Source organism: Aeromonas sobria, from assembly GCF_006243315.1.
Taxonomy (GTDB): Bacteria; Pseudomonadota; Gammaproteobacteria; order Enterobacterales; family Aeromonadaceae; genus Aeromonas; species Aeromonas sobria_A.
Genome location: NZ_NKWE01000048.1, coordinates 64,307 through 83,410, shown reverse-complemented (window position 1 = coordinate 83,410; position 19,104 = coordinate 64,307). Strand labels below are relative to the sequence as shown.

Below are 19,104 nucleotides of genomic sequence, written 5' to 3'. Positions count from 1 at the left end.
AAGACCGACGAGAATAGCCGCCATGAGCCTCTATTTGGGCCTGCCACAGTGGTCCCACCCCAGCTGGCCCGGCCAGTTGCTGGGCCTTGGCGCCAAGCCTGCCGAACACCTCGCCCACTACGCCACCGTGTTCAATTCGGTGGAGGGTAACACCACCTTCTATGCCCTGCCGACGCCGGAGACGGTACAACGCTGGGCCGATGCGGTGCCCGCCCACTTTCGCTTCAACTTCAAGTTTCCGCAAACCATCAGCCATCAAAGCGATCTGGTGAGCGCAGATAAGCAGGTGGCCGACTTTATCCGGCTGCTCACCCCGCTGCACCATAAGCTGGGGCTGCTCACCCTGCAACTGCCCGCCCGCTTCGGCCCAGAGGGGCTGCCCCAGCTTGCGGCCTTTATCGAGCGGCTGCCGGCACAGTTCACCTACGCCCTCGAAGTACGCCACCCCGACTTCTTCGCCAAAGGGGACGCCGAGCGGACACTGAACCGGATGCTGATGGAGAAGGGGGTAAATCGCATCATGCTCGACAGTCGCCCGCTCTTCTCGGTAGCGGCGACCACTGCGACACTGATCGATGCTCAGGGCAAGAAGCCGCGACTGCCGGTGCATCTGCTGGCCACCGCCAGCGCCCCCATGGTGCGCTTTATCGGCCTGCCGGATCCGGCGGCCAACCACCCCTTCCTGCCAGGCTGGCTTCCCCACTGGCGTCAATGGCTCGCGGAGGGGAAGGATCTCTACCTCTATATACATACTGCCGACAACGCCCAGGCACCTGAGCTGGCTCGCCAGATCACCCATCTGCTGGAGCAGGAGATGGCCCCCTGGCCGGGGGAAAACGATCGCGCACGTCAGGGAGTGCTGCGCTTTTAGCCAACCCATTCTGCGGCCATCGAACTGCGGCAAAAAAAGCGCTTTTTTGTGGCGCGGCAAGCCCTGGCGTCAAGACAAATGGTCATCAATCCTCTACACTACCGCCCCAAGTAAGGGTCCGGAACATGACCCATACGAACAGGGTCGGTCCAAAGGATTTCATGACCAGCCACCCCGTTCGTAAACAGGTGATTAATCTACTCTGATGGGTGTCACCCAACGACTCAATTGAACAATACAGCCGGGTTATGCCCCGACTGTCAGGTTGCGCCAGCATGCAGACCAAAGACCAAATTTTTGCCGCCCCGATCGCCAGATTGGGGGATTTCTGTTTTGACGAACAGGTCGTCGACGTATTTCCCGACATGATCCAGCGCTCGGTGCCGGGTTACAGCAACATCATCTCCGCCATCGGTATGATGGCCGCCCGTTACGCCCAACCGATGAGCCAGCTCTATGATCTCGGCTGTTCGCTGGGCGCCGCGACCCAGGCAATGCGCCGCCATATCAGCCAGCCCGGTTGCCGCATCACCGCGGTGGATCTCTCCCACCCGATGATCGAGCGCGCCCGCGCCCACCTCTCCGGTTTCAAATCCGAGGTACCGGTGGAACTGGTAGAAGCGGATATCTGCGACATCGAGATCGAGAACGCCTCTGTGGTGGTGCTCAACTTCACCCTGCAATTTGTCGAGCCCGAGCAGCGGGCAGCCCTGATCCAGCGCATTTTTGATGGGCTGCGTCCGGGCGGGATCCTGATCCTGAGCGAAAAGTTTCGCTTCGAGGATGAGCCGGTCAACGAACTGCTGATCGACCTGCACCTCGACTTCAAACGGGCCAATGGCTACAGCGAGCTGGAGATCAGCCAGAAGCGCACCGCCCTTGAGAATGTGATGCGCACCGACAGCCTGCAGACCCACCGTGATCGCCTGCGGGATGCCGGTTTCGTTCATCAGGATCTCTGGTTCCAGTGCTTCAATTTCGGCTCCATGATTGCCATCAAATCCAGCGAGCCCACCCAGCCATGATCGACTTTGCCAACTTCTATCAACTGATTGCCAAAAACCGGCTGAGCCACTGGTTGCATACCCTGCCCGCCCAGCTGCACACCTGGCAACATGACAACCAGCACGGCGATTTGCCGCGCTGGAACCGTGCCCTCAACAAGCTGCCGGTGGTATCCCCCGGTAACGTCGAGCTGAAAAGCCGGGTCGAGATAGGCTCGGCCGAGAGCCTGAGCGAAGGGGAGCGCAAAAAGGTCGAGAGCCTGCTGCGCCACTTCATGCCATGGCGCAAGGGGCCGTTCACGGTGCACGGCATCCACATCGATACCGAGTGGCGCTCCGACTGGAAGTGGGATCGGGTGCTGCCCCATATCAGCCCGCTGGCAGGCCGTTACGTGCTGGATGTGGGCTGCGGCAGTGGCTATCACCTCTGGCGCATGGTGGGTGAAGGGGCCAAGCTGGCGGTCGGCATCGATCCGAGTCCGCTGTTTCTCTGTCAGTTCGAAGCCATTCGCCACTTTAACGGCGGCGACCAGCGCGCCCACCTGCTGCCGCTGGGCATTCAGGAGTTGCCTGAGCTGCGCGCCTTTGACACCGTCTTCTCCATGGGGGTGCTCTATCACCGTAAATCCCCCATCGAGCACATCGAACAGCTGCGCAACCAACTGAAAGACGATGGTGAACTGGTGCTGGAGACGCTGGTGGTGGATGGTGGCGTCAATGAAGTATTGGTGCCGACAGATCGCTACGGCAAAATGCGCAATGTCTGGTTTATTCCCTCAAGTAGCGCCCTCAAGCTGTGGGTTGAACGTTGCGGCTTCACCGACGTGCGGATTGTAGACGAGAATATGACCAGCACCGACGAACAACGTCGTACCGACTGGATGATTAATGAATCCCTGAGTGACTATCTGGACCCAGACAATCCGGCACTCACGGTAGAAGGACACCCGGCGCCCAAACGTGCCGTGCTGATTGCCCGCAAGGCCAAAGACTAGCCGCTGGCGATTCAGAAAGTTACACTGACCCAATTCCAGGAAGCACAGTTAAATGAATGACATGAAAAGCAAATTAAAAGGAATGACCCTGCTCTCCCTGCTTAGTCTCGGCGGGTGTGTCAATATGGAAAAAACGCCTCAGGTTCCTGTACTGACCCTGGCCGAGCTCCGTAGTGAACTCGATCAGAGCGAGCAGCGCCTGCAAACCTCCATGGAACAGCAACAAAAGCACTATGTGCAGCAACAGCACCTGCTGGTTCAGCTCAACACTGATGTCACCAACATGAAAGAGTCAGTCAAAAAACTCGATACCAAGCTCACCGCGATTCCCGCTGAGCCGCCCAAACCCATGGCCCTCCCGACTGAGCAATGCGCGGCTCCCACTCAGGGCCACACCATAGATGGCAAACTGATGGTCGGTGAAGCGGAGTGGATCTGGGTTGATGCTGCCAACGACGCCTTCCAGGCGCGCGTGGACACCGGTGCCACCACCTCCTCCATCAGCGCCCAGGAGATCACCATTTTCGAGCGCAACGGCAAGAACTGGGTGCGCTTCTTCCTGAGTCATCAGGATGTGGATGACAAGATCCAGATCGAAGCGCCGCTGGTGCGCCATGTGCGGGTACGTCAGGCCTCTGCCGATGATCTCGACCGCCGTCCGGTGGTGCGTCTGGCCGTGCGGATCGGTGACATGACCGAGAAAGCCGAATTTACCCTGAAAGACCGTAGCGACATGACCTTCCCGGTGCTGCTGGGTCGTGAATTTTTGAAAGACATCGCCGTGGTTGATGTGGCCCGCGAATATATCCAACCCAAACCCAAGCTCAAGGATGTGAAATAATCCATGGTTTCCCGTAAGCCGTTCTATTTGCTGGTAGCCCTGCTGTACATTGTCGGCCTGGGGATGACGATCTACCACCATATCGCGTTGGATGTGCCACTCACCCCCGGTGAAAAGCGCCAGATCTGGTCCATCGAAGCCAAGCTGGAGTTCGAGGCGACCGGTGATCCGGTGATCGCCTCGTTGGCCATTCCGGGCACCCAGCCCGGTTTCACCCTGATGAACGAGAACGCCGCCAGCCCGGGCTACGGCCTCTCCTTTGTCGAGAAAGATGGCGATGCCCGCGCCGAGTGGTCTATTCGCACCGCTTCCGGTCGCCAAGAGCTCTACTACCGCGTCGACATGATGGCGGATGCCCATGCCAAACCGGCTGCCAATCCGCAGCCGCCCGCCATCGAGAAGCAGATCGAGAGTGAGCCCTACGCCACTGCGATGAAACAGATCGTGGAGCGGGCGCAAGAGCGTTCAGCAGATGGCTACACCTTGACTCGCGAGATCATCAAGGAGATCGAGAAGCAGGAGCAAAATGCCGAGCTGCTGAAAAAGAACAAGAGTCGCGCCAACCTGATCGCCGAACTGCTCAACAATGCTGACGTGCCGACCCGGGTGGTGCATGCACTGAACCTGGAAGATGGCCGCCGTCGTCAGGAGCTGGTGGATTACCTGCAGGTGTTCAACAGCCCGACCGACTACAAGCTGTTCAACCCGCAAACCGGTGAACAGGGCCGTCCTGCCAACCTGCTGCTGTGGGAATACAACTCAGGCGCGCTGCTGGACGTGACCGGTGGCCACAACTCCCGTGTCAGCTTCTCGATGATCGAGCAGGAGCAGCCGGTCAGCGTGGCGCTGGCCCAGAAGTTCGAAAAATCCGAGATGATGAACTTCTCCATTCATAGCCTGCCGCTGGAAGAGCAGACCCTGTTCAAGGGCTTGCTGCTGATCCCGATTGGCGTGCTGATGGTGGTGTTCCTGCGGGTACTGGTGGGGATCAAAACGTCGGGCACCTTCATGCCAGTGCTGATCGCGGTCGCCTTTATCCAGACCTCGCTGGTCACCGGTCTCATTGGTTTCCTGCTGATTGTCGGCACCGGTCTCATCATCCGCTCCTACCTGTCGCGGCTTAACCTGCTGCTGGTTGCCCGAATATCGGCCATCATCATCATGGTAATTTCGATGATCGGCATCTTCTCGGCGTTCGCATTCAAGCTGGGACTGACCGATGGCATGAAGATCACCTTCTTCCCGATGATCATCCTCTCCTGGACTATCGAGCGGATGTCGATCCTGTGGGAAGAAGAGGGCCCGAAAGAGGTGGTACGTCAGGGCGGCGGTTCACTGCTGGTCGCCGTTATCGCCTATCTGGCCATGGATAACGAGTTGATCCGTCACCTTACCTTCAACTTCCTCGGTCTGCAGCTGGTGCTGATGGCGACCGTGCTGCTGATGGGTAACTACACCGGCTACAAGCTGAGCGAACTGAAGCGCTTCAAGCCGCTGGTGGACGAGATGAAGTCAGGCGCCACTCCGGGTAAGGACAAGTAACAGATGTGGTTCTGGGAAAAATACACCACCCCGTGGAGCCTGTCCCAATCAGGCATCCTCGGTATGAACAAGCGTAACCACTCCTACATCAGCCGCTACAATCCGCGCAGCCTCTACCCGCTGGTGGATGACAAACTGCAGACCAAGCGCATCGCGCTGGATGCAGGTGTCACAGTGCCTGAGCTGATCGGTACCATCCGTGCCCAGCACGATGTGGTACGGATCACCAAGCTGGTCAAGGATTGGCCGGGTTTCTGCATCAAACCGGCCCGCGGCTCGGGTGGCAAGGGGATCCTGGTGATCTTGCGTCAGGAAGATGGCCTCTTCTACAAGCCCAACGGCAGTGCCTCCAACGGTCAGGATCTGGAGCGTCATGTCTCCAACATTCTGGCGGGTCTCTACTCGCTCGGCGGCAAGCCCGACGTGGCGCTGGTTGAAGGCCTCATCAACTTTGATGATGTGTTCGACGGCTACTCCTTTGAAGGGGTCCCCGATGCCCGAGTGATCATCTTCAAGGGGTTCCCGGTAATGGCGATGATGCGCCTCTCTACCGCCGCCTCGGACGGCAAGGCGAACCTGCACCAGGGCGCCGTCGGGGTGGGCCTGTGCCTGCGTACCGGTCGCGCCCTGCGGGCGGTGCAGTTTGGCAATCCGCTGCGTCACCACCCGGATACCGGCCTTGACCTCTATGATCTCAAGGTGCCCCACTGGGATACCCTGCTGACCCTGGCCGCCTCCTGCTACGAGATGTCGGGTCTGGGCTATATCGGCACCGACATGGTGCTGGACAAGTTCCGTGGCCCCATGCTGCTGGAGCTCAACGCACGTCCCGGTCTTGCCATCCAGATCGCCAACGGCCGTGGCCTGGTGCCCAATCTCAAGACCATCGAGAAGCTGGGCCAAGTGAAAATGAACGTCGAGCAGCGGGTCAACTTCGCCAAGGATCACTTCGGGATCTTTGACGAGTAGCCACAAGCAGATAGCAAAACGCGCCAACTGGCGCGTTTTTTATGCCTAACCACTGGCGACCCCACTCTGATTGAGCAGCCCTCACTTGGGTTCTGCTGATTGCACACATAAAAAAAACCGGCGCCAAGGCACCGGTTCTTCAAGCAGAGTGCGACCCGATCACAGGGAGTCAGCATTCTCGGACAGGTACTTGGCCACGCCATCCGGCGAAGCTGTCATGCCTTTTTTGCCTTTTTCCCACTGAGCCGGGCACACTTCGCCGTGCTCTTCGTGGAACTGCAGGGCATCGACCATGCGCAGCATCTCGTCGATGTTGCGACCCAGCGGCAGATCGTTGACCACCTGATGACGCACAACACCGCTCTTGTCGATCAGGAAGGAGCCACGGAAAGCCACACCGGCTTCCGGGTGCTCAACGTCATAGGCTTTGCAGATCTCGTGCTTGATGTCAGCAACCAGCGGGTATTTGACCGGGCCTATGCCACCATCTTCAATCTTGGTGTTGCGCCATGCGTTGTGGGAGAACTCGGAATCGATAGAAACACCGATCACTTCCACGCCACGCTTGTTGAACTCTTCCAGACGATGATCGAAGGCAATCAGCTCGGACGGGCAGACGAAAGTGAAGTCGAGCGGATAGAAGAACAGGACGGCTGCTTTGCCTTTGATGCGGGAAGAGAGGTTGAATGAATCAACGATCTCGCCATTACCCAGAACGGCTGCGGCGGTAAAATCGGGTGCGGGACGGCCTACCAATACCATATTCAATTCCTCTTGATGTGAAGTGAACAATCCGGTCAGGATTGGGCTACCTAGAGCCAAGTCCATCTAATTCGAGCGACAAACTTTAGACCCAGTGGTAGATTAGTAAATCAAATTAAATAGATAGCATCTATCGGGTTTTTCTATGCAACGTTGGCCCAGCCTCAAACAGCTGCAATATCTGGTCGCTCTCGACGAGCACAAGAACTTCAATCGCGCCGCCAAAGCCTGCCATGTCAGCCAGTCGACCCTGAGTACCGGGATCCAGACGCTGGAGGACATGATAAGCCTGCAACTAGTGGAACGGGACCACAAGAGCTTCATTATGACCCCGGTCGGCATGGAAATCGTCGAGCGAGCTCGCAATTTACTCTCCGATGCGCGGGATCTGATGGAGCTCGGGCAACATCAGGGCGGCGTGATGCAGGGCACAGTACGTCTTGGCTGTATTCCCACCATTGCCCCCTTCCTGCTCAGCAAACTGCTGAAAGTGTGCAGCAAGACCTATCCTGAGCTGGAATTGTTGCTGCGAGAAGACACCACCAGCAATTTGCTCAAGCAGCTGGAGCAGGGTCAGCTCGATCTGCTGATCCTGGCGTTGCCCATCGAGATCGGCGGTTTTCACTGCAAGACCGTTGGTCAGGATCCGTTCCATATGGTGATGCCCGCCAGCATGGCGGCCGGTCTGCATACCCCGTTCGACTATAAAGAGCTGCCGAATCAAAGCATCTTTCTGCTGGAGCGGGAGCACTGCCTCACCGAGCATGCAGTGAGCGCCTGCAGCTTGCGGGACAAGAGCAAGATCAACCCGTTTGCCGCGACCAGCCTGCATACCTTGGTGCAGATGGTGGAAGCGGGTCTCGGCACCACCTTCTTGCCACAGATGGCCATTGATGCTGGCATTCTCGCCAACTCCGATCTGGTGGCTATCCCGCTTCCCGGGGAGATGCCCTATCGCGAAATCGGGCTGGTATGGCGCCCCAGCACCACCCGGGTGCAGACCTTCTACAAGCTGGCAGAACTGCTCAAACCGTTGATAACCCCAACCTCATAACGCAGACGCCAGCCCTCGGGCTGGCTTTTTTTGAGCCCCTGCCGCATTTTTCCGCTCCACTGCTAGGTATGGAGCCAGATCCCTGTTTATGATGGAAAAGTTGTCGCATCAGCGCCTCCGGCCCTACACCCAGGAGGTTGAACACTGCTGTTGATGTACTTTGCTATTGGTTAAACATGTCTGTGAAGAGAGCCCCGATGTATCACAAGCTGTCGCTATTCCTGCTGACCCTGCTGCTGGCCGCCTGCTCCAGCACGCCGGAGCCGCCTCCGCCCCCCCGGCAGAGCAGTGCCTTTGATGGCTTCTACCAGCAGTGGCGCGGTGTCCCCTACCGGATGGGTGGCGCCAGCCGCGCCGGGCTCGACTGCTCTGCCTTCACCCAACTCGCCTACAACCAGGTACTCGGCTTCAACCTGCCAAGAACCACCGAGTCCCAGGCCAGCATAGGCAAGCCGGTGGATCGCTACCGCCTGCAGCACGGGGATCTGGTCTTTTTCAAGACCGGCTGGCAGCAATACCATGTGGGGGTCTATACCGGTGCAGGGGAGTTTATCCATGCCTCCACCAGCAAAGGTGTGATCCGCTCCCGTCTCGACAACGTCTACTGGAACAGCCGCTACTGGCAAGCCCGCCGGGTGACCCAGTAACGGCCACTGGCCTCCTCATCGCACCAGCCGCCAGCCCACTGACTCCGTCCATCCTTGACGTTGCTCTGGACCCCCCACCCTCTGCTTATAACTCAATTGGCCCCAAAACCTGTAATTCACACCATTTCGTGATAAGGTGATAGCCAATTTTTAACACTTTCGCACTGTTTTTATACGCCAGTTATCAACATTGACAGTAAGAGTGGCGATAGAAACAACCGCTCACCATAAGGCGTGGCGAAAGTGGCTGTGGTAGCGCGCTCCGGGAAGGACCGCCCACAGCAGCAGTTTCAAAGGTTAAATGGATAAGGAGATCATGCAATGAAACAATACCAAAGCTGGCTGGGGCAATACCTGATGAGTCGCCGTGACGGTGACCATGCCATGGCATGCGAGATGGCGAGTTCCATCTGCGAGTTCTGGCAGCAACAGGGTGATGAAAACGAACTGGACAAGTGGCAGCAGATTTACCAAAACCACCTGGAAAAGACCACCTAACCTCACTTGCCACCTTGCTGCCAGCCATCTGGTGTGGCAGCAAGGCCATAGCTCCCGTCTCGCCTTCTGACCCACTCTCCCACTGCCTTAACCCTGTAGCTGTCATCCAATGACAGGGCGCTGCCGTCTTACCTCAGGATTGGCGCTGGTTGTCGAGCCAGTGCTGGATCAAAAACTCCTCATCCAGCGGCGAGAGGTCAAAACGCAGACTGGCCTCTTCAATGGCGGCGATATCGTGCAGGTGGTGCTCGCTGAGCCAACGCACCGCACGACGCAAATCTTCACCATGGGGGAGTAGCAGATGGTCGCTCATGGGATATCTCCGGTAGACTGCAAGGCGGCCAGCGAAGGTGGCCACCTGTTTCAAGTCTAGTCGGTCAATCCTCATCACCCGCGCCTCTTCACCCTCCCCCCTTCATCACAGCAATCCGCTTGTCACTGCGATCAGCTGCCGAAGGCGCGCTGCCAATCCTGATCAAACTTCACCAGCGCCGCATCCACCGCAGGCACGTTCAGCAACTGCTCCGCCACATCGAGTGGCAATGTGATGGATTGGCAACCGGCCAGCAGGCAGTCAAGGGCCTGACGGGGAGTGCGGAATGACGCCGCCAACACCTTGCTGTTCGGTGCGTGCAGCTCAAGCAGCTGTTGCAGCTCCTGCACGGTGGCGATGCCATCGCCGCCCTGAGCGTCCAGCCGGTTAACGTAGGGAGCGACATATTCCGCCCCCGCCACCGCCGCCAGCCAGCCTTGCAGCGGGGTATAAACAGCGGTGCCCAGGGTCGGCACGCCGTTGGCAGTCAGGCTCTTGATGGCCGCCAGCCCCTCTGCACACACCGGGATCTTGATCACCAGATCCGGGTCCAGCTCACGCAGGGCGAACGCCTCGCGCACCATCTCGGTTTCAGTTTTGGCCATCACCTGGGCAAACAAGCGCGCCTTGGGCCCCAGCACATCGCGCAGGGCAGGCAGCAGCTCGGAGAGCGGCAATCCCCCGGCGGCAGTAATGGAAGGATTGGTGGTAACACCGGCCAACGGCAGGATCCGTGACCAGCGACGCACTGCCGCCACATCGGCGGTATCGAGATACAGCTCCATCTCTAACTCCTTAACGGGATGTTTAATATGTCGCCATTCTAGCGATAAAACATCTGCGAAATACTTGATCGAAATCAAATCAACTTTCGAATGAAAGCAAATAGAATGAAAAAACAAAAGGAGGCGGTATGATTTTCGACCTGCAACGATATTCAACTCACGATGGCCCCGGCATTCGCACCCTGGTGTTTCTCAAGGGGTGCTCGCTAGCTTGCCTGTGGTGTCAAAACCCGGAAAGCCGCTCTCCCAAGCCGGACATACTACTCGACCGGCGCCAATGCATCGAGGGATGCCAGCTCTGCAGCCAGACCTGTCCGGCAATCTTGCGTGACAGCGAAGGCATCCAGCTCAGCCGTTCCGCCCTCAAGGCCGACGATATGGAACGGCTGCGCGGCCTCTGCCCCAGCGAAGCGCTGCAGGTGTGCGGCCGGGATGAAACCCTGGACACCCTGATGGACACCATACTGCGGGATCGCCCCTTCTTCGAGCGCAGCGGCGGTGGCGTCACCCTCTCTGGTGGCGAGCCGTTTATGCAGCCCGACTTTGCCGCTGCCCTGCTGGCCCGCTGCAAGGCCGAAGGGCTGCACACCGCGGTCGAGAGCTGCCTCCATGTGCCCTGGCACCAGATTGAGCCAAGCCTCCCCTCGCTGGATCTGGTGCTGGCAGATCTCAAACACGTGGATAAAGAACGTTTCTTCAACTGGACCCGCGGCAAGGTGGAGCTGCCCATCGCAAACCTCAAACGCCTCGCCGAGCACGGCGTGCCGATGCAGATCCGGGTGCCGCTCATTCCCGGCTTCAATGCCGACCGCGCATCGATCACCGCCATCACCGACACCGCCGCCAGTCTCGGCACTGTGCAGGAGATCCACTTCCTCCCCTACCACACCTTGGGGATGGGCAAATATGCCCTGCTGGATCTGCCCTATCAGGCGCCGGAGACACCACTCGACGACCCCGATTTACTCAGCTTTGCCCACGCATACGCCCAACGTCAGGGGCTGACCCCTGTGACCAGAGGATAAGATCATGACCCAGCTCGACCTCAATACCCTCAGCCCGCGGATCCGCGCCCACAAAGAGAGCCTGATCCACATAGTGCAGCCACCGGTCTGCACCGAGCGTGCCCGCCACTACACGCAGGCCTATCAGGCTCATCTCGCCCGGCCGCTACCGGTGCGCCGCGCGCTGGCGCTGGCCCATCACCTCAAGCAGCGCTCCATCTGGATCAAGCACGACGAGCTTATCGTCGGCAATCAGGCCAGTCAGGTGCGGGCGGCGCCGCTGTTTCCCGAATACACGGTGAGCTGGATTGAGAAGGAGATCGACGAGCTGGCAGACAGACCCGGCGCCGGTTTTGCAGTCAGCGAAACCGACAAGGAGGTCATCCACGCCCTCACCCCCTTCTGGCGCGGCCAGACGGTGCAGGATCGCTGCTTTGGCCTCTTTACCGATGAGCAGAAAGCGCTACTGGAGAGCGGCATCATCAAGGCCGAGGGCAACATGACCTCGGGGGATGCTCACCTCGCGGTCAACTATGAGGAGCTGCTCACGCTGGGTCTTGATGGCTTCAAGGCCAAGGTGACCGAGCGGCGCAGTCGGCTGGATCTGGCGGATTGGGCCGATCTGCAGCGCGAGCAGTTCCTGCAGGCCGTCGCCATCACTCTGGAGGCGGTCAGCGATCACATAGCGCGCTACGCCACTCTTGCCCACGAGATGGCCAGCGACATGGCCGTGCAAGAACCGCGCCCCGAGCGCCGCAGCGAGCTTGAGACCATAGCGCTCAACTGCGCCCACATCGCCCACCAGCCCCCCGAGACCTTCTGGCAGGCGCTGCAGCTCTGCTACTTCATCCAGCTCATTCTGCAGATCGAATCCAACGGCCACTCGGTGTCGTTTGGCCGGATGGATCAATACCTCTACCCCTGGTATCGCCGCGAAGTAGAATTGTCGGAATCCCTGCCGCGCGAGCGCGCCATCGAGCTGCTGCAAGGGTGCTGGCTCAAACTGCTGGAGGTGAACAAGATCCGCTCCGGCACCCACTCCAAGGCCTCCGCCGGCAGCCCGCTCTACCAGAACGTCACCATTGGCGGCCAGAACTGGCGGGATGGTGCGGCCCATGACGCGGTCAACGGCCTCTCTTACGCGATTCTGGAGTCCTGTGGCCAGTTGCGTTCCACCCAGCCCAACCTCTCGGTGCGCTACCACGCGGGGATGAGCGAGGACTTCCTCGACGCCTGCATTCAGGTGATCCGCTGCGGCTTTGGCATGCCCGCCTTCAACAACGACGAGGTGGTGATCCCCGAGTTCATCAAGCTCGGGGTGAGCGTAGAGGATGCCCACCACTATGCCGCCATCGGCTGCATCGAGACCGCGGTGCCCGGCAAGTGGGGCTACCGCTGCACCGGCATGAGCTTTATCAACTTCGCCCGCATCCTGCTGGCCTCCCTCGATGGCGGCCGCGATGCCACCACCGGCAAGGTATTCCTGCCCCAATCCCAGTCACTGCGAGACGGGAGCTTTGGCAACTTTGACGAAGTGATGGCCCGCTGGGATGAGCAGGTGCGCTACTTCACCCGCAAATCCATCGAGATCGACTGCGTGGTCGACAGCGTGCTGGAGGCGCAGGCCCACGACATCCTCTGCAGCACTTTGGTGGATGACTGCATCGAGCGCGGCAAGACCGTCAAGGAGGGGGGCGCCGTCTATGACTGGGTATCTGGTCTGCAGGTGGGGATCGCCAACCTCGGCAACAGTCTGGCGGCCCTGAAGAAACTGGTGTTCGAACAGGGTGTGGTGGATCAGCAAGAGCTGGCTGCTGCGCTGGAGCAGGACTTTGCCGGGCTGGCGGGGGAGCAGTTGCGCCAACGCCTCACCAACGCCGCCCCCAAATATGGCAACGATCTGGACGAGGTCGACCTGCTGCTGGTGCAGGCTTACCAGAGCTATATCGACGAGCTCAAGGGGCTGCACAACACTCGCTTCGGCCGTGGCCCCATCGGCGGCACCTACTACGCCGGCACCTCCTCCATCTCCGCCAACGTGCCGTTCGGTGCAGCCACCCTGGCCACCCCGGATGGTCGCCACGCCCGCACCCCGCTGGCGGAAGGGGCCAGCCCTTCCTCGGGCTCGGATCGCCTCGGCCCGACGGCGGTGTTCAACTCCATCGGCAAGCTGCCCACGGCCGCCATCCTCGGCGGGGTACTGCTCAACCAGAAGCTGGGCCCGGCCAGCCTTGAGAACGAGCGGGACAAGGCCAAACTGATGAGCCTGCTGCGCACCTTCTTCGAGGTACACAAGGGGTGGCACGTGCAGTACAACATCGTCTCGCGGGAGACCCTGCTGGCAGCCAAGGCCAATCCGGATCAGTACCGGGATCTGGTGGTGCGGGTGGCGGGCTATTCAGCCTTCTTCACCGCCTTATCCCCGGATGCGCAAGATGATATCATCGCCCGCACCGAGCACAGTCTCTGACGGGGCGCACCCCATGGCGCCTGTGACGTCATATGATTGGCAAGCCACCCTCGGGTGGCTTGCCGCTATCTACCACCCTGCATGCGAGCGCACCATGAATCCACGCCACCAACTGATCCTCACTCTGGTCCATCAGGCTCGCAAGATGAGCGTGAGTGAGCTCTCCCAACACACCGGCGTGTCAGAGGTGACGGTGCGCAACGACCTCACCGCGCTGGAGAAACAGGGGCTGCTCCGACGGGTACACGGCTCAGCCATGGCGCTGGAGACCGATGACCCGGATGCCCGGATGAACATCAACTACCTGCTCAAGGAGCGCCTCGCCGAGCGGGCCGCCCAACTGGTGGAAGATGGCGAGACGGTCTTTATCGAAGGGGGCAGCGCCAACGCCATGCTGGCCCGCCATCTGGCCCTGCACAAACGGGTCACCATCATCACCATCAGCAGCTATATCGCCCATCTGCTCAAAGACACTCCGGCTCAGGTGGTGCTGCTCGGCGGCCTGTTCCAGCATCAGAGCGAGAGCGTGGTGGGGCCGCTGACCCGCCTCTGTATCGAGCAGGTGCACTTCTCCAAGGCCTTTATCGGGGTCGACGGTTTTCACCCCGAGGTGGGCTTTACCGGCCGCGACATGATGCGGGCCGACGTGGTCAACAGCGTGCTGGCCAAGGGAGTGACCAATGTGGTGATCACCGACAGCAGCAAATTTGGCGCCATCCACCCGAGCCAGCTTGGTGCGCCGGGCCAGATCACCGTGCTGGTCACCGACGATGCCCTGCCCGCCCCCATGCGTGCGGCTATCGCGGCCCGCGGCATAGCCCTGCATTGCGTTACAGCCTGATCTGCCCTGACCTTGCCACCAGAACCCGCCACCGGCCCCTCTACCAGGAACTCCCAAACGGGTCTTTAACCTTGACACTCACCACCTGCTCAAGGGTATGCTCCCCCTCTTGCCGATCGCGCCGGGCTGTGTAAACCCGCCCGCGCGCCGTACTGCTGATGACAGGGATTTAAACCATGCAAACCAAAGACAAGTGTCTGGCCGCTCTGGTCATCCTCTGCTGGGGGCTCAACTTCGTCGCCATCAAGTGGGGGCTGGAGGGGATACCACCGCTGCTGCTGGGGGCACTCCGCTTCGTCGGTGTGGTCTTTCCCGCCATCTTGCTGGTACCCAGGCCCGCCATGCCCTGGCGCTGGCTGCTGGCCTATGGCAGCGCTATCAGTCTGGGCCAGTTCGCGTTTCTGTTCAGTGCCATGAAGTTCGGCATGCCCGCGGGCATGGCCTCGCTGGTGCTGCAATCCCAGGTGGTGTTCACCCTGCTGTTTGCGATGATCTGGCTCGGGGAGCGCTGGCAACCCCACCACTGGGTGGCGCTACCCTTGGCGGGGTTCGGCCTCTATCTCATCGCCACTCACGGCGAAGGTAACCTGACCTTGCTCGGGTTTATCCTGACGCTGTGCGCGGCAGCCTGTTGGGGCTTGGGCAACGTCATCAATCGCCAGATTGGTCTGCGCTATCACACCTCCCTGCCCAGCCTGATCGCCTGGGGTGGGCTGGTGCCCATACTGCCGTTTTTCGCCTTATCCTGGCTGTTCGAAGGGCCGGAACTGATTGCCAGCAGCCTGCTCAACTTCAGCTGGCAGGGATTGCTGTGCGTACTTTATCTCTCGTATGTCGCGACCTGGCTGGGTTACGGCCTGTGGGGACGGCTGCTGATGCGCTATCCGGTGGCGCAGGTGGCGCCGCTCTCCCTGCTGATCCCTTGTGTCGGCATGGTGGCTGCCGCTCTCCTGCTTGATGAACACCCGACCCCCTTGCAGTGGCTGGGCTCAGGTCTGGTGCTGCTTGGCTTTGTAGTGCATCTGCTGGGTAGCCGACTGCGCTGGTTCAAACCACAGAGTGCGATCTGATTAGCACCAGCCAATTTTCGCTATTTCATTGACCTGACAGGATAAAATTTTCATGATGAGCCAGTCCCCATCGGGACTGACATCACCAGCGCGTGAGCTGCAGGAAGCAGACTTTCAGGAGAGCAAGGACATGCCATCGACCATCACCGCCGGGGGGCGCAGCCTCCCTCCAATCATTCGCGCCACCGCCATCACCCTGACCCTGTGCTGGAGCCCGTTTGGCTGGAGTGCCACGCTGCCCGCTGACTTGAAGTGGGAGAGCAACAACACGGATCCTCTCTATGCCGATCCGGCTGCCAAGGGCGACGGCACCTTTCGCACCTTTATGACCAGCTTTCCCCTGACCTTGCGCAAATATGGCCCCGACTCCAACGGCGGCTTTGCCGGTTACGTGCGAGAAAGCAACCTGCCACTGCTGAGCACCCACCCCGTCACCGGCAACCCCATGCCGATGCTGGCGAACGAGTGGGCCTTCGGCGCCGACCACAAGACCCTCTATTTTCGCATCAATCCCAAGGCGCGCTGGTCAGACGGTCAACCGGTCACCGCCGATGACTGGCTCTTTACCCTCAAGATGATGCGCAGCAAAGAGATCAACGACCCCTGGTACAACAACTACTACAGCACCCAGATAACCGATATCACCAAGTTTGATGATCACACCCTGGCCATCACCAGCGGCACCGAAAAGAGCCGCCAGGATCTGCTCGAATCACTGCCCATCAGCCCGGAGCCGAGCCACGCCATCAAGCTCACCGCCAACTGGGTCAAGGAGTACAACTGGAAGGTGTTGCCGGTCACCGGCCCCTATCAGCTCGATCAGGTGAAAAAGGGCAAGTCGGTCACCTTCAAACGGATTGAAAACTGGTGGGGGGATGACGAGCGTTACTTCCAGCATCGCTTCAATCCCGCGCGGATCGAGATCAAGGTGCTCAGAGATCTGAACATCGCCTGGCAGCACTTCCTGCGCGGCGATCTCGACAGCTTCCCGCTGGTGATGCCCAACTGGTGGCACGACAAGACCAAAACATCGGAGTTCGAAAAGGGGTATATCGCGCGTATCTGGTTCTACAACCAGACCCCGCAATCGCCGATGGGGCTCTATCTCAACACCGCCGATCCGCTGCTCAAAGACCTCAATGTGCGACTCGGCATCCAGCATGCCCTCAACCTCGACAAGATGCTCACCACCCTGCTGCGGGGAGATTACCAGCGCCTCAACAGCTATGGCTCAGGTCAGGGGGAGTTTACCAACAGCGAGCTCAAGGCCCGTCCGTTCGATCCCAAACTGGCCCGGCAATACTTTGCCAAGGCCGGTTTCAACAAGGCGGGGCCGCAGGGGATTTTGCAAAACGACAAGGGCCAGTCACTGACTCTCGCCATCACCTACACCACCGCAGAGCATGCCCAGCGGCTCACCTTGCTGCGGGAAGAGGCCAAGAAGGCGGGGCTTAATCTGGAGCTCAATCTGATGGATGCCTCGGCCGGCTTCAAATCGATGCTGGAGAAGAAACACCAGAGCGCCTGGATGGCCTGGAGCGGCGGCCGCTACCCCGCCTATTGGGAGTTCTTCCACAAGGTCAACGCCAACAAGCCCCAGACCAACAACATCATGAACATCGATGACGAGGCCATCACAGCGCTGGGGGAGCAGTACGACAAGGAGTTCGATTTTGCCAAAAAGGCGGCCCTGTCGCGCCAGATCCAGCAGCGGCTCTATGAGCTGGCCAGCTTCGTGCCAGCCTATCAGGTGCCCTACACCCGGGAAGGGGCCTGGCGCTGGATCAAACTGCCCAAGGTGCCAGCAACCCCCAAGAGCGAGTTGCTTTACTGGCCTCTCGGGGGCGACAACAGCGGCTACAGTTACGGCGGCCTGTTGTGGATTGATGAAGAGTTAAAATCCGAGACCAAGGCGGCGATCAAGAGCGGCAAGACCTTCCCTGCCGATCCCATTATTGATACCACCTATCGCCAGCCTTGAGTGCATCAGCCCATCGACCAAAGGCCTTAAAACAAAAGACCCCGCTAGCTAGCGGGGTCTTTGTTGGCAACCGGTGTTGCGAAAGCAGCGGTGATCAGGCGCGCTTGGCCTGCTTCTCGGCGATGGCGTCAGCCACGTCGCCCGGCTCCAGTACTATGCCTTCCTGATCCGGGGTCGGGAACACGGCAACACACAGCTCGTCCTGCTCCATACCGTCAACCCAGCGCTCCAGCCACACCTTGAGGGTGATGGATTGCGGCTTGCACTCAGCCCACTCGCCTTCGGCCCACGCCTGGGCGTACTCCGGGTGCGGCCATACCGGGATGCAATCTTCATCGTCGGTGGTCAGCATCATGACGCCATGTTCGTCAGTCAGCACGAACAGCTCTTCATGCTCGACCAGCTTGCTGATGAAGTGCTCGTAACGGTAGTCAGCATTCAGTTGCAGCGCGGCATTGCGCTCGGTGTCACTCAGTTCATAGCTCATTGGCCAAGTCTCTCTCTCGATAAAGGGCGTCATGTTCACATCTTGTCGGCAGCTTGTCCAGCTTGCACCCACGCCAGGCTGGCGGGATCGCACTACGAATATGCGCGAGTAACGCACTCACTTTGCGCGGCTGCCGCCCATAAGGATAGAGCAATCCCATCTGCCAGGGCGCGGCCTGCCACCCGGGCAAGCAAGGCACCAGGCTGTCAGGGTGAGCCTGGTTCAACGCCCGGACACGGATATCTGGCACAATGCCGATACCGCGTCCACGGCACATGGCGCTCATCCTCATGCCGACATCATCAAACAGCAAACGGGCAGAGGTTGGCTGGCACAGATACTCTCCTTGCTGCCGATGCCGTAGTAGCACCCCCTCGCTGACACACTGTTCCCCGCCGATCCAGTCATGGGTGATCAGATCTCCGGGATGCAGCAGCGGCGGTTGCTGGGCCAGATATGCGGGACTGGCATAGAGTGACGCAGGCAGTTGCACCAATGACTCATATCGCAGATCACTCTCGGGATCGGCGCCAAACCAGCACCAGATAGCACCCTGGCTGGCACCATTGACGGGCAGCTTATCCTCGGTCTTCAGGGTGATCCGCGCCCCCGGGTAGCGATCCAGAAATGATTCCAGAGCGGCCACAAACCATGGCTCGGCACAGACGGGATGACAGCGCACCTGCAGCTCCCCGCTCACCTCTTCCCGCAGATCCTCTATCACCTGCAATCCTTGCTGCGAGAGTCGCAACATTTGCCGGGCATAGGATTCAAATAGCCGACCGGCTTCGGTTAACTGCAGCCGGTTGCTCTGCCGACGTAATAACGGCTGGCCAACCCGCCGTTCCAGTTGGGCAAGGCGCCGACTCATGGTCGATTTCGGCATGCCAAGGGTATCGGCGGCAGCCGTCAGCCCACGGCTATCGACCACGGCACAAAATATTTTTATCTCGATCAGATCCAGCATTCA

Annotated in this window: 19 protein-coding genes; 14 read left to right on the top strand and 5 right to left on the bottom strand. The window is 59.7% G+C overall.

The window, feature by feature from the left end; translation table 11 throughout:
• Positions 1-22: 22 nt before the first annotated feature.
• From CF137_RS16825 to CF137_RS16800, 6 genes are all read left to right on the top strand, one after another.
• Positions 23-871 (top strand): DUF72 domain-containing protein, encoded by an 849-nt coding sequence (locus tag CF137_RS16825; RefSeq protein WP_139720487.1) that lies wholly within the window; start codon positions 23-25, stop codon positions 869-871.
• 275 nt (positions 872-1,146) lie between these two features.
• On the top strand, positions 1,147-1,896 hold the full coding sequence (cmoA, locus tag CF137_RS16820) for a carboxy-S-adenosyl-L-methionine synthase CmoA (RefSeq protein ID WP_101346676.1): 750 nt from the start codon (positions 1,147-1,149) through the stop codon (positions 1,894-1,896).
• Entirely contained in the window at positions 1,893-2,870 is a 978-nt protein-coding gene (cmoB, locus tag CF137_RS16815) for a tRNA 5-methoxyuridine(34)/uridine 5-oxyacetic acid(34) synthase CmoB (protein WP_162515968.1), read from the top strand. Before cmoA ends, cmoB begins: the two co-directional genes overlap by 4 nt.
• A 52-nt stretch (positions 2,871-2,922) precedes the next feature.
• The gene (locus CF137_RS16810; RefSeq protein ID WP_162515655.1) at positions 2,923-3,711 is read left to right on the top strand and encodes an ATP-dependent zinc protease family protein; all 789 of its coding nucleotides are present in this window, start codon (positions 2,923-2,925) and stop codon (positions 3,709-3,711) included.
• Positions 3,712-3,714: 3 nt separating this feature from the next.
• Entirely contained in the window at positions 3,715-5,253 is a 1,539-nt protein-coding gene (locus CF137_RS16805) for an inactive transglutaminase family protein (RefSeq protein WP_101324222.1), read from the top strand.
• A gap of 3 nt (positions 5,254-5,256) precedes the next feature.
• A complete protein-coding gene (locus CF137_RS16800; RefSeq protein ID WP_042021312.1) occupies positions 5,257-6,222 on the top strand; it encodes an alpha-L-glutamate ligase-like protein in 966 nt (321 codons plus the stop codon).
• 159 nt (positions 6,223-6,381) lie between these two features.
• Here CF137_RS16800 and CF137_RS16795 read toward each other — a convergent pair whose 3' ends face one another.
• A complete protein-coding gene (locus CF137_RS16795) occupies positions 6,382-6,984 on the bottom strand; it encodes a peroxiredoxin C (protein ID WP_139720483.1) in 603 nt (200 codons plus the stop codon).
• Positions 6,985-7,129: 145 nt separating this feature from the next.
• Between CF137_RS16795 and CF137_RS16790 the strand changes: the two genes are divergently transcribed.
• From CF137_RS16790 to CF137_RS22130, 3 genes are all read left to right on the top strand, one after another.
• A complete protein-coding gene (locus CF137_RS16790) occupies positions 7,130-8,038 on the top strand; it encodes a hydrogen peroxide-inducible genes activator (RefSeq protein WP_139720481.1) in 909 nt (302 codons plus the stop codon).
• Positions 8,039-8,235: 197 nt separating this feature from the next.
• A complete protein-coding gene (locus CF137_RS16785; RefSeq protein WP_139720479.1) occupies positions 8,236-8,685 on the top strand; it encodes a C40 family peptidase in 450 nt (149 codons plus the stop codon).
• A 321-nt stretch (positions 8,686-9,006) separates the two neighbouring features.
• Positions 9,007-9,183: a hypothetical protein gene (locus CF137_RS22130; protein WP_005337704.1), complete on the top strand. Its 177-nt coding sequence runs from the start codon at positions 9,007-9,009 to the stop codon at positions 9,181-9,183.
• Positions 9,184-9,316: 133 nt separating this feature from the next.
• On the opposite strand, the gene CF137_RS16775 is transcribed toward CF137_RS22130, so the two are convergent.
• Positions 9,317-9,496, bottom strand: coding sequence for a hypothetical protein (locus tag CF137_RS16775; protein WP_042021305.1), 180 nt, complete (start codon positions 9,494-9,496; stop codon positions 9,317-9,319).
• A 131-nt stretch (positions 9,497-9,627) separates the two neighbouring features.
• Entirely contained in the window at positions 9,628-10,281 is a 654-nt protein-coding gene (gene fsa, locus CF137_RS16770) for a fructose-6-phosphate aldolase (protein ID WP_101324220.1), read from the bottom strand.
• A gap of 128 nt (positions 10,282-10,409) precedes the next feature.
• Here fsa and CF137_RS16765 point away from each other — a divergent pair, with 128 nt between their 5' ends.
• From CF137_RS16765 to CF137_RS16745, 5 genes are all read left to right on the top strand, one after another.
• Entirely contained in the window at positions 10,410-11,306 is an 897-nt protein-coding gene (locus CF137_RS16765) for a glycyl-radical enzyme activating protein (protein WP_139720476.1), read from the top strand.
• A 4-nt stretch (positions 11,307-11,310) separates the two neighbouring features.
• Complete coding sequence (locus tag CF137_RS16760) at positions 11,311-13,755, top strand: formate C-acetyltransferase/glycerol dehydratase family glycyl radical enzyme (RefSeq protein ID WP_139720473.1); 2,445 nt, start codon at positions 11,311-11,313, stop codon at positions 13,753-13,755.
• A 94-nt stretch (positions 13,756-13,849) separates the two neighbouring features.
• Positions 13,850-14,596: a DeoR/GlpR family DNA-binding transcription regulator gene (locus CF137_RS16755; RefSeq protein ID WP_139720471.1), complete on the top strand. Its 747-nt coding sequence runs from the start codon at positions 13,850-13,852 to the stop codon at positions 14,594-14,596.
• A gap of 176 nt (positions 14,597-14,772) precedes the next feature.
• Complete coding sequence (locus CF137_RS16750) at positions 14,773-15,666, top strand: EamA family transporter (protein WP_139720468.1); 894 nt, start codon at positions 14,773-14,775, stop codon at positions 15,664-15,666.
• 130 nt (positions 15,667-15,796) lie between these two features.
• A complete protein-coding gene (locus CF137_RS16745; RefSeq protein WP_139720498.1) occupies positions 15,797-17,647 on the top strand; it encodes an extracellular solute-binding protein in 1,851 nt (616 codons plus the stop codon).
• Positions 17,648-17,741: 94 nt separating this feature from the next.
• Here CF137_RS16745 and CF137_RS16740 read toward each other — a convergent pair whose 3' ends face one another.
• Both CF137_RS16740 and CF137_RS16735 read right to left on the bottom strand, forming a co-directional pair.
• On the bottom strand, positions 17,742-18,134 hold the full coding sequence (locus tag CF137_RS16740; protein ID WP_042021294.1) for a DUF2750 domain-containing protein: 393 nt from the start codon (positions 18,132-18,134) through the stop codon (positions 17,742-17,744).
• Positions 18,124-19,101: a LysR family transcriptional regulator gene (locus CF137_RS16735; protein ID WP_139720466.1), complete on the bottom strand. Its 978-nt coding sequence runs from the start codon at positions 19,099-19,101 to the stop codon at positions 18,124-18,126. Before CF137_RS16735 ends, CF137_RS16740 begins: the two co-directional genes overlap by 11 nt.
• Between the last annotated feature and the right edge of the window lie 3 nt (positions 19,102-19,104).

Coding starts and splice junctions, on each gene's coding strand:
- CF137_RS16825 (WP_139720487.1), top strand. CDS start 23: ATGAGCCTCTATTTGGGCCTGCCACAGTGGTCCCACCCCAGCTGGCCC.
- cmoA (WP_101346676.1), top strand. CDS start 1,147: ATGCAGACCAAAGACCAAATTTTTGCCGCCCCGATCGCCAGATTGGGG.
- cmoB (WP_162515968.1), top strand. CDS start 1,893: ATGATCGACTTTGCCAACTTCTATCAACTGATTGCCAAAAACCGGCTG.
- CF137_RS16810 (WP_162515655.1), top strand. CDS start 2,923: ATGAATGACATGAAAAGCAAATTAAAAGGAATGACCCTGCTCTCCCTG.
- CF137_RS16805 (WP_101324222.1), top strand. CDS start 3,715: ATGGTTTCCCGTAAGCCGTTCTATTTGCTGGTAGCCCTGCTGTACATT.
- CF137_RS16800 (WP_042021312.1), top strand. CDS start 5,257: ATGTGGTTCTGGGAAAAATACACCACCCCGTGGAGCCTGTCCCAATCA.
- CF137_RS16795 (WP_139720483.1), bottom strand. CDS start 6,984: ATGGTATTGGTAGGCCGTCCCGCACCCGATTTTACCGCCGCAGCCGTT.
- CF137_RS16790 (WP_139720481.1), top strand. CDS start 7,130: ATGCAACGTTGGCCCAGCCTCAAACAGCTGCAATATCTGGTCGCTCTC.
- CF137_RS16785 (WP_139720479.1), top strand. CDS start 8,236: ATGTATCACAAGCTGTCGCTATTCCTGCTGACCCTGCTGCTGGCCGCC.
- CF137_RS22130 (WP_005337704.1), top strand. CDS start 9,007: ATGAAACAATACCAAAGCTGGCTGGGGCAATACCTGATGAGTCGCCGT.
- CF137_RS16775 (WP_042021305.1), bottom strand. CDS start 9,496: ATGAGCGACCATCTGCTACTCCCCCATGGTGAAGATTTGCGTCGTGCG.
- fsa (WP_101324220.1), bottom strand. CDS start 10,281: ATGGAGCTGTATCTCGATACCGCCGATGTGGCGGCAGTGCGTCGCTGG.
- CF137_RS16765 (WP_139720476.1), top strand. CDS start 10,410: ATGATTTTCGACCTGCAACGATATTCAACTCACGATGGCCCCGGCATT.
- CF137_RS16760 (WP_139720473.1), top strand. CDS start 11,311: ATGACCCAGCTCGACCTCAATACCCTCAGCCCGCGGATCCGCGCCCAC.
- CF137_RS16755 (WP_139720471.1), top strand. CDS start 13,850: ATGAATCCACGCCACCAACTGATCCTCACTCTGGTCCATCAGGCTCGC.
- CF137_RS16750 (WP_139720468.1), top strand. CDS start 14,773: ATGCAAACCAAAGACAAGTGTCTGGCCGCTCTGGTCATCCTCTGCTGG.
- CF137_RS16745 (WP_139720498.1), top strand. CDS start 15,797: ATGCCATCGACCATCACCGCCGGGGGGCGCAGCCTCCCTCCAATCATT.
- CF137_RS16740 (WP_042021294.1), bottom strand. CDS start 18,134: ATGAGCTATGAACTGAGTGACACCGAGCGCAATGCCGCGCTGCAACTG.
- CF137_RS16735 (WP_139720466.1), bottom strand. CDS start 19,101: ATGCTGGATCTGATCGAGATAAAAATATTTTGTGCCGTGGTCGATAGC.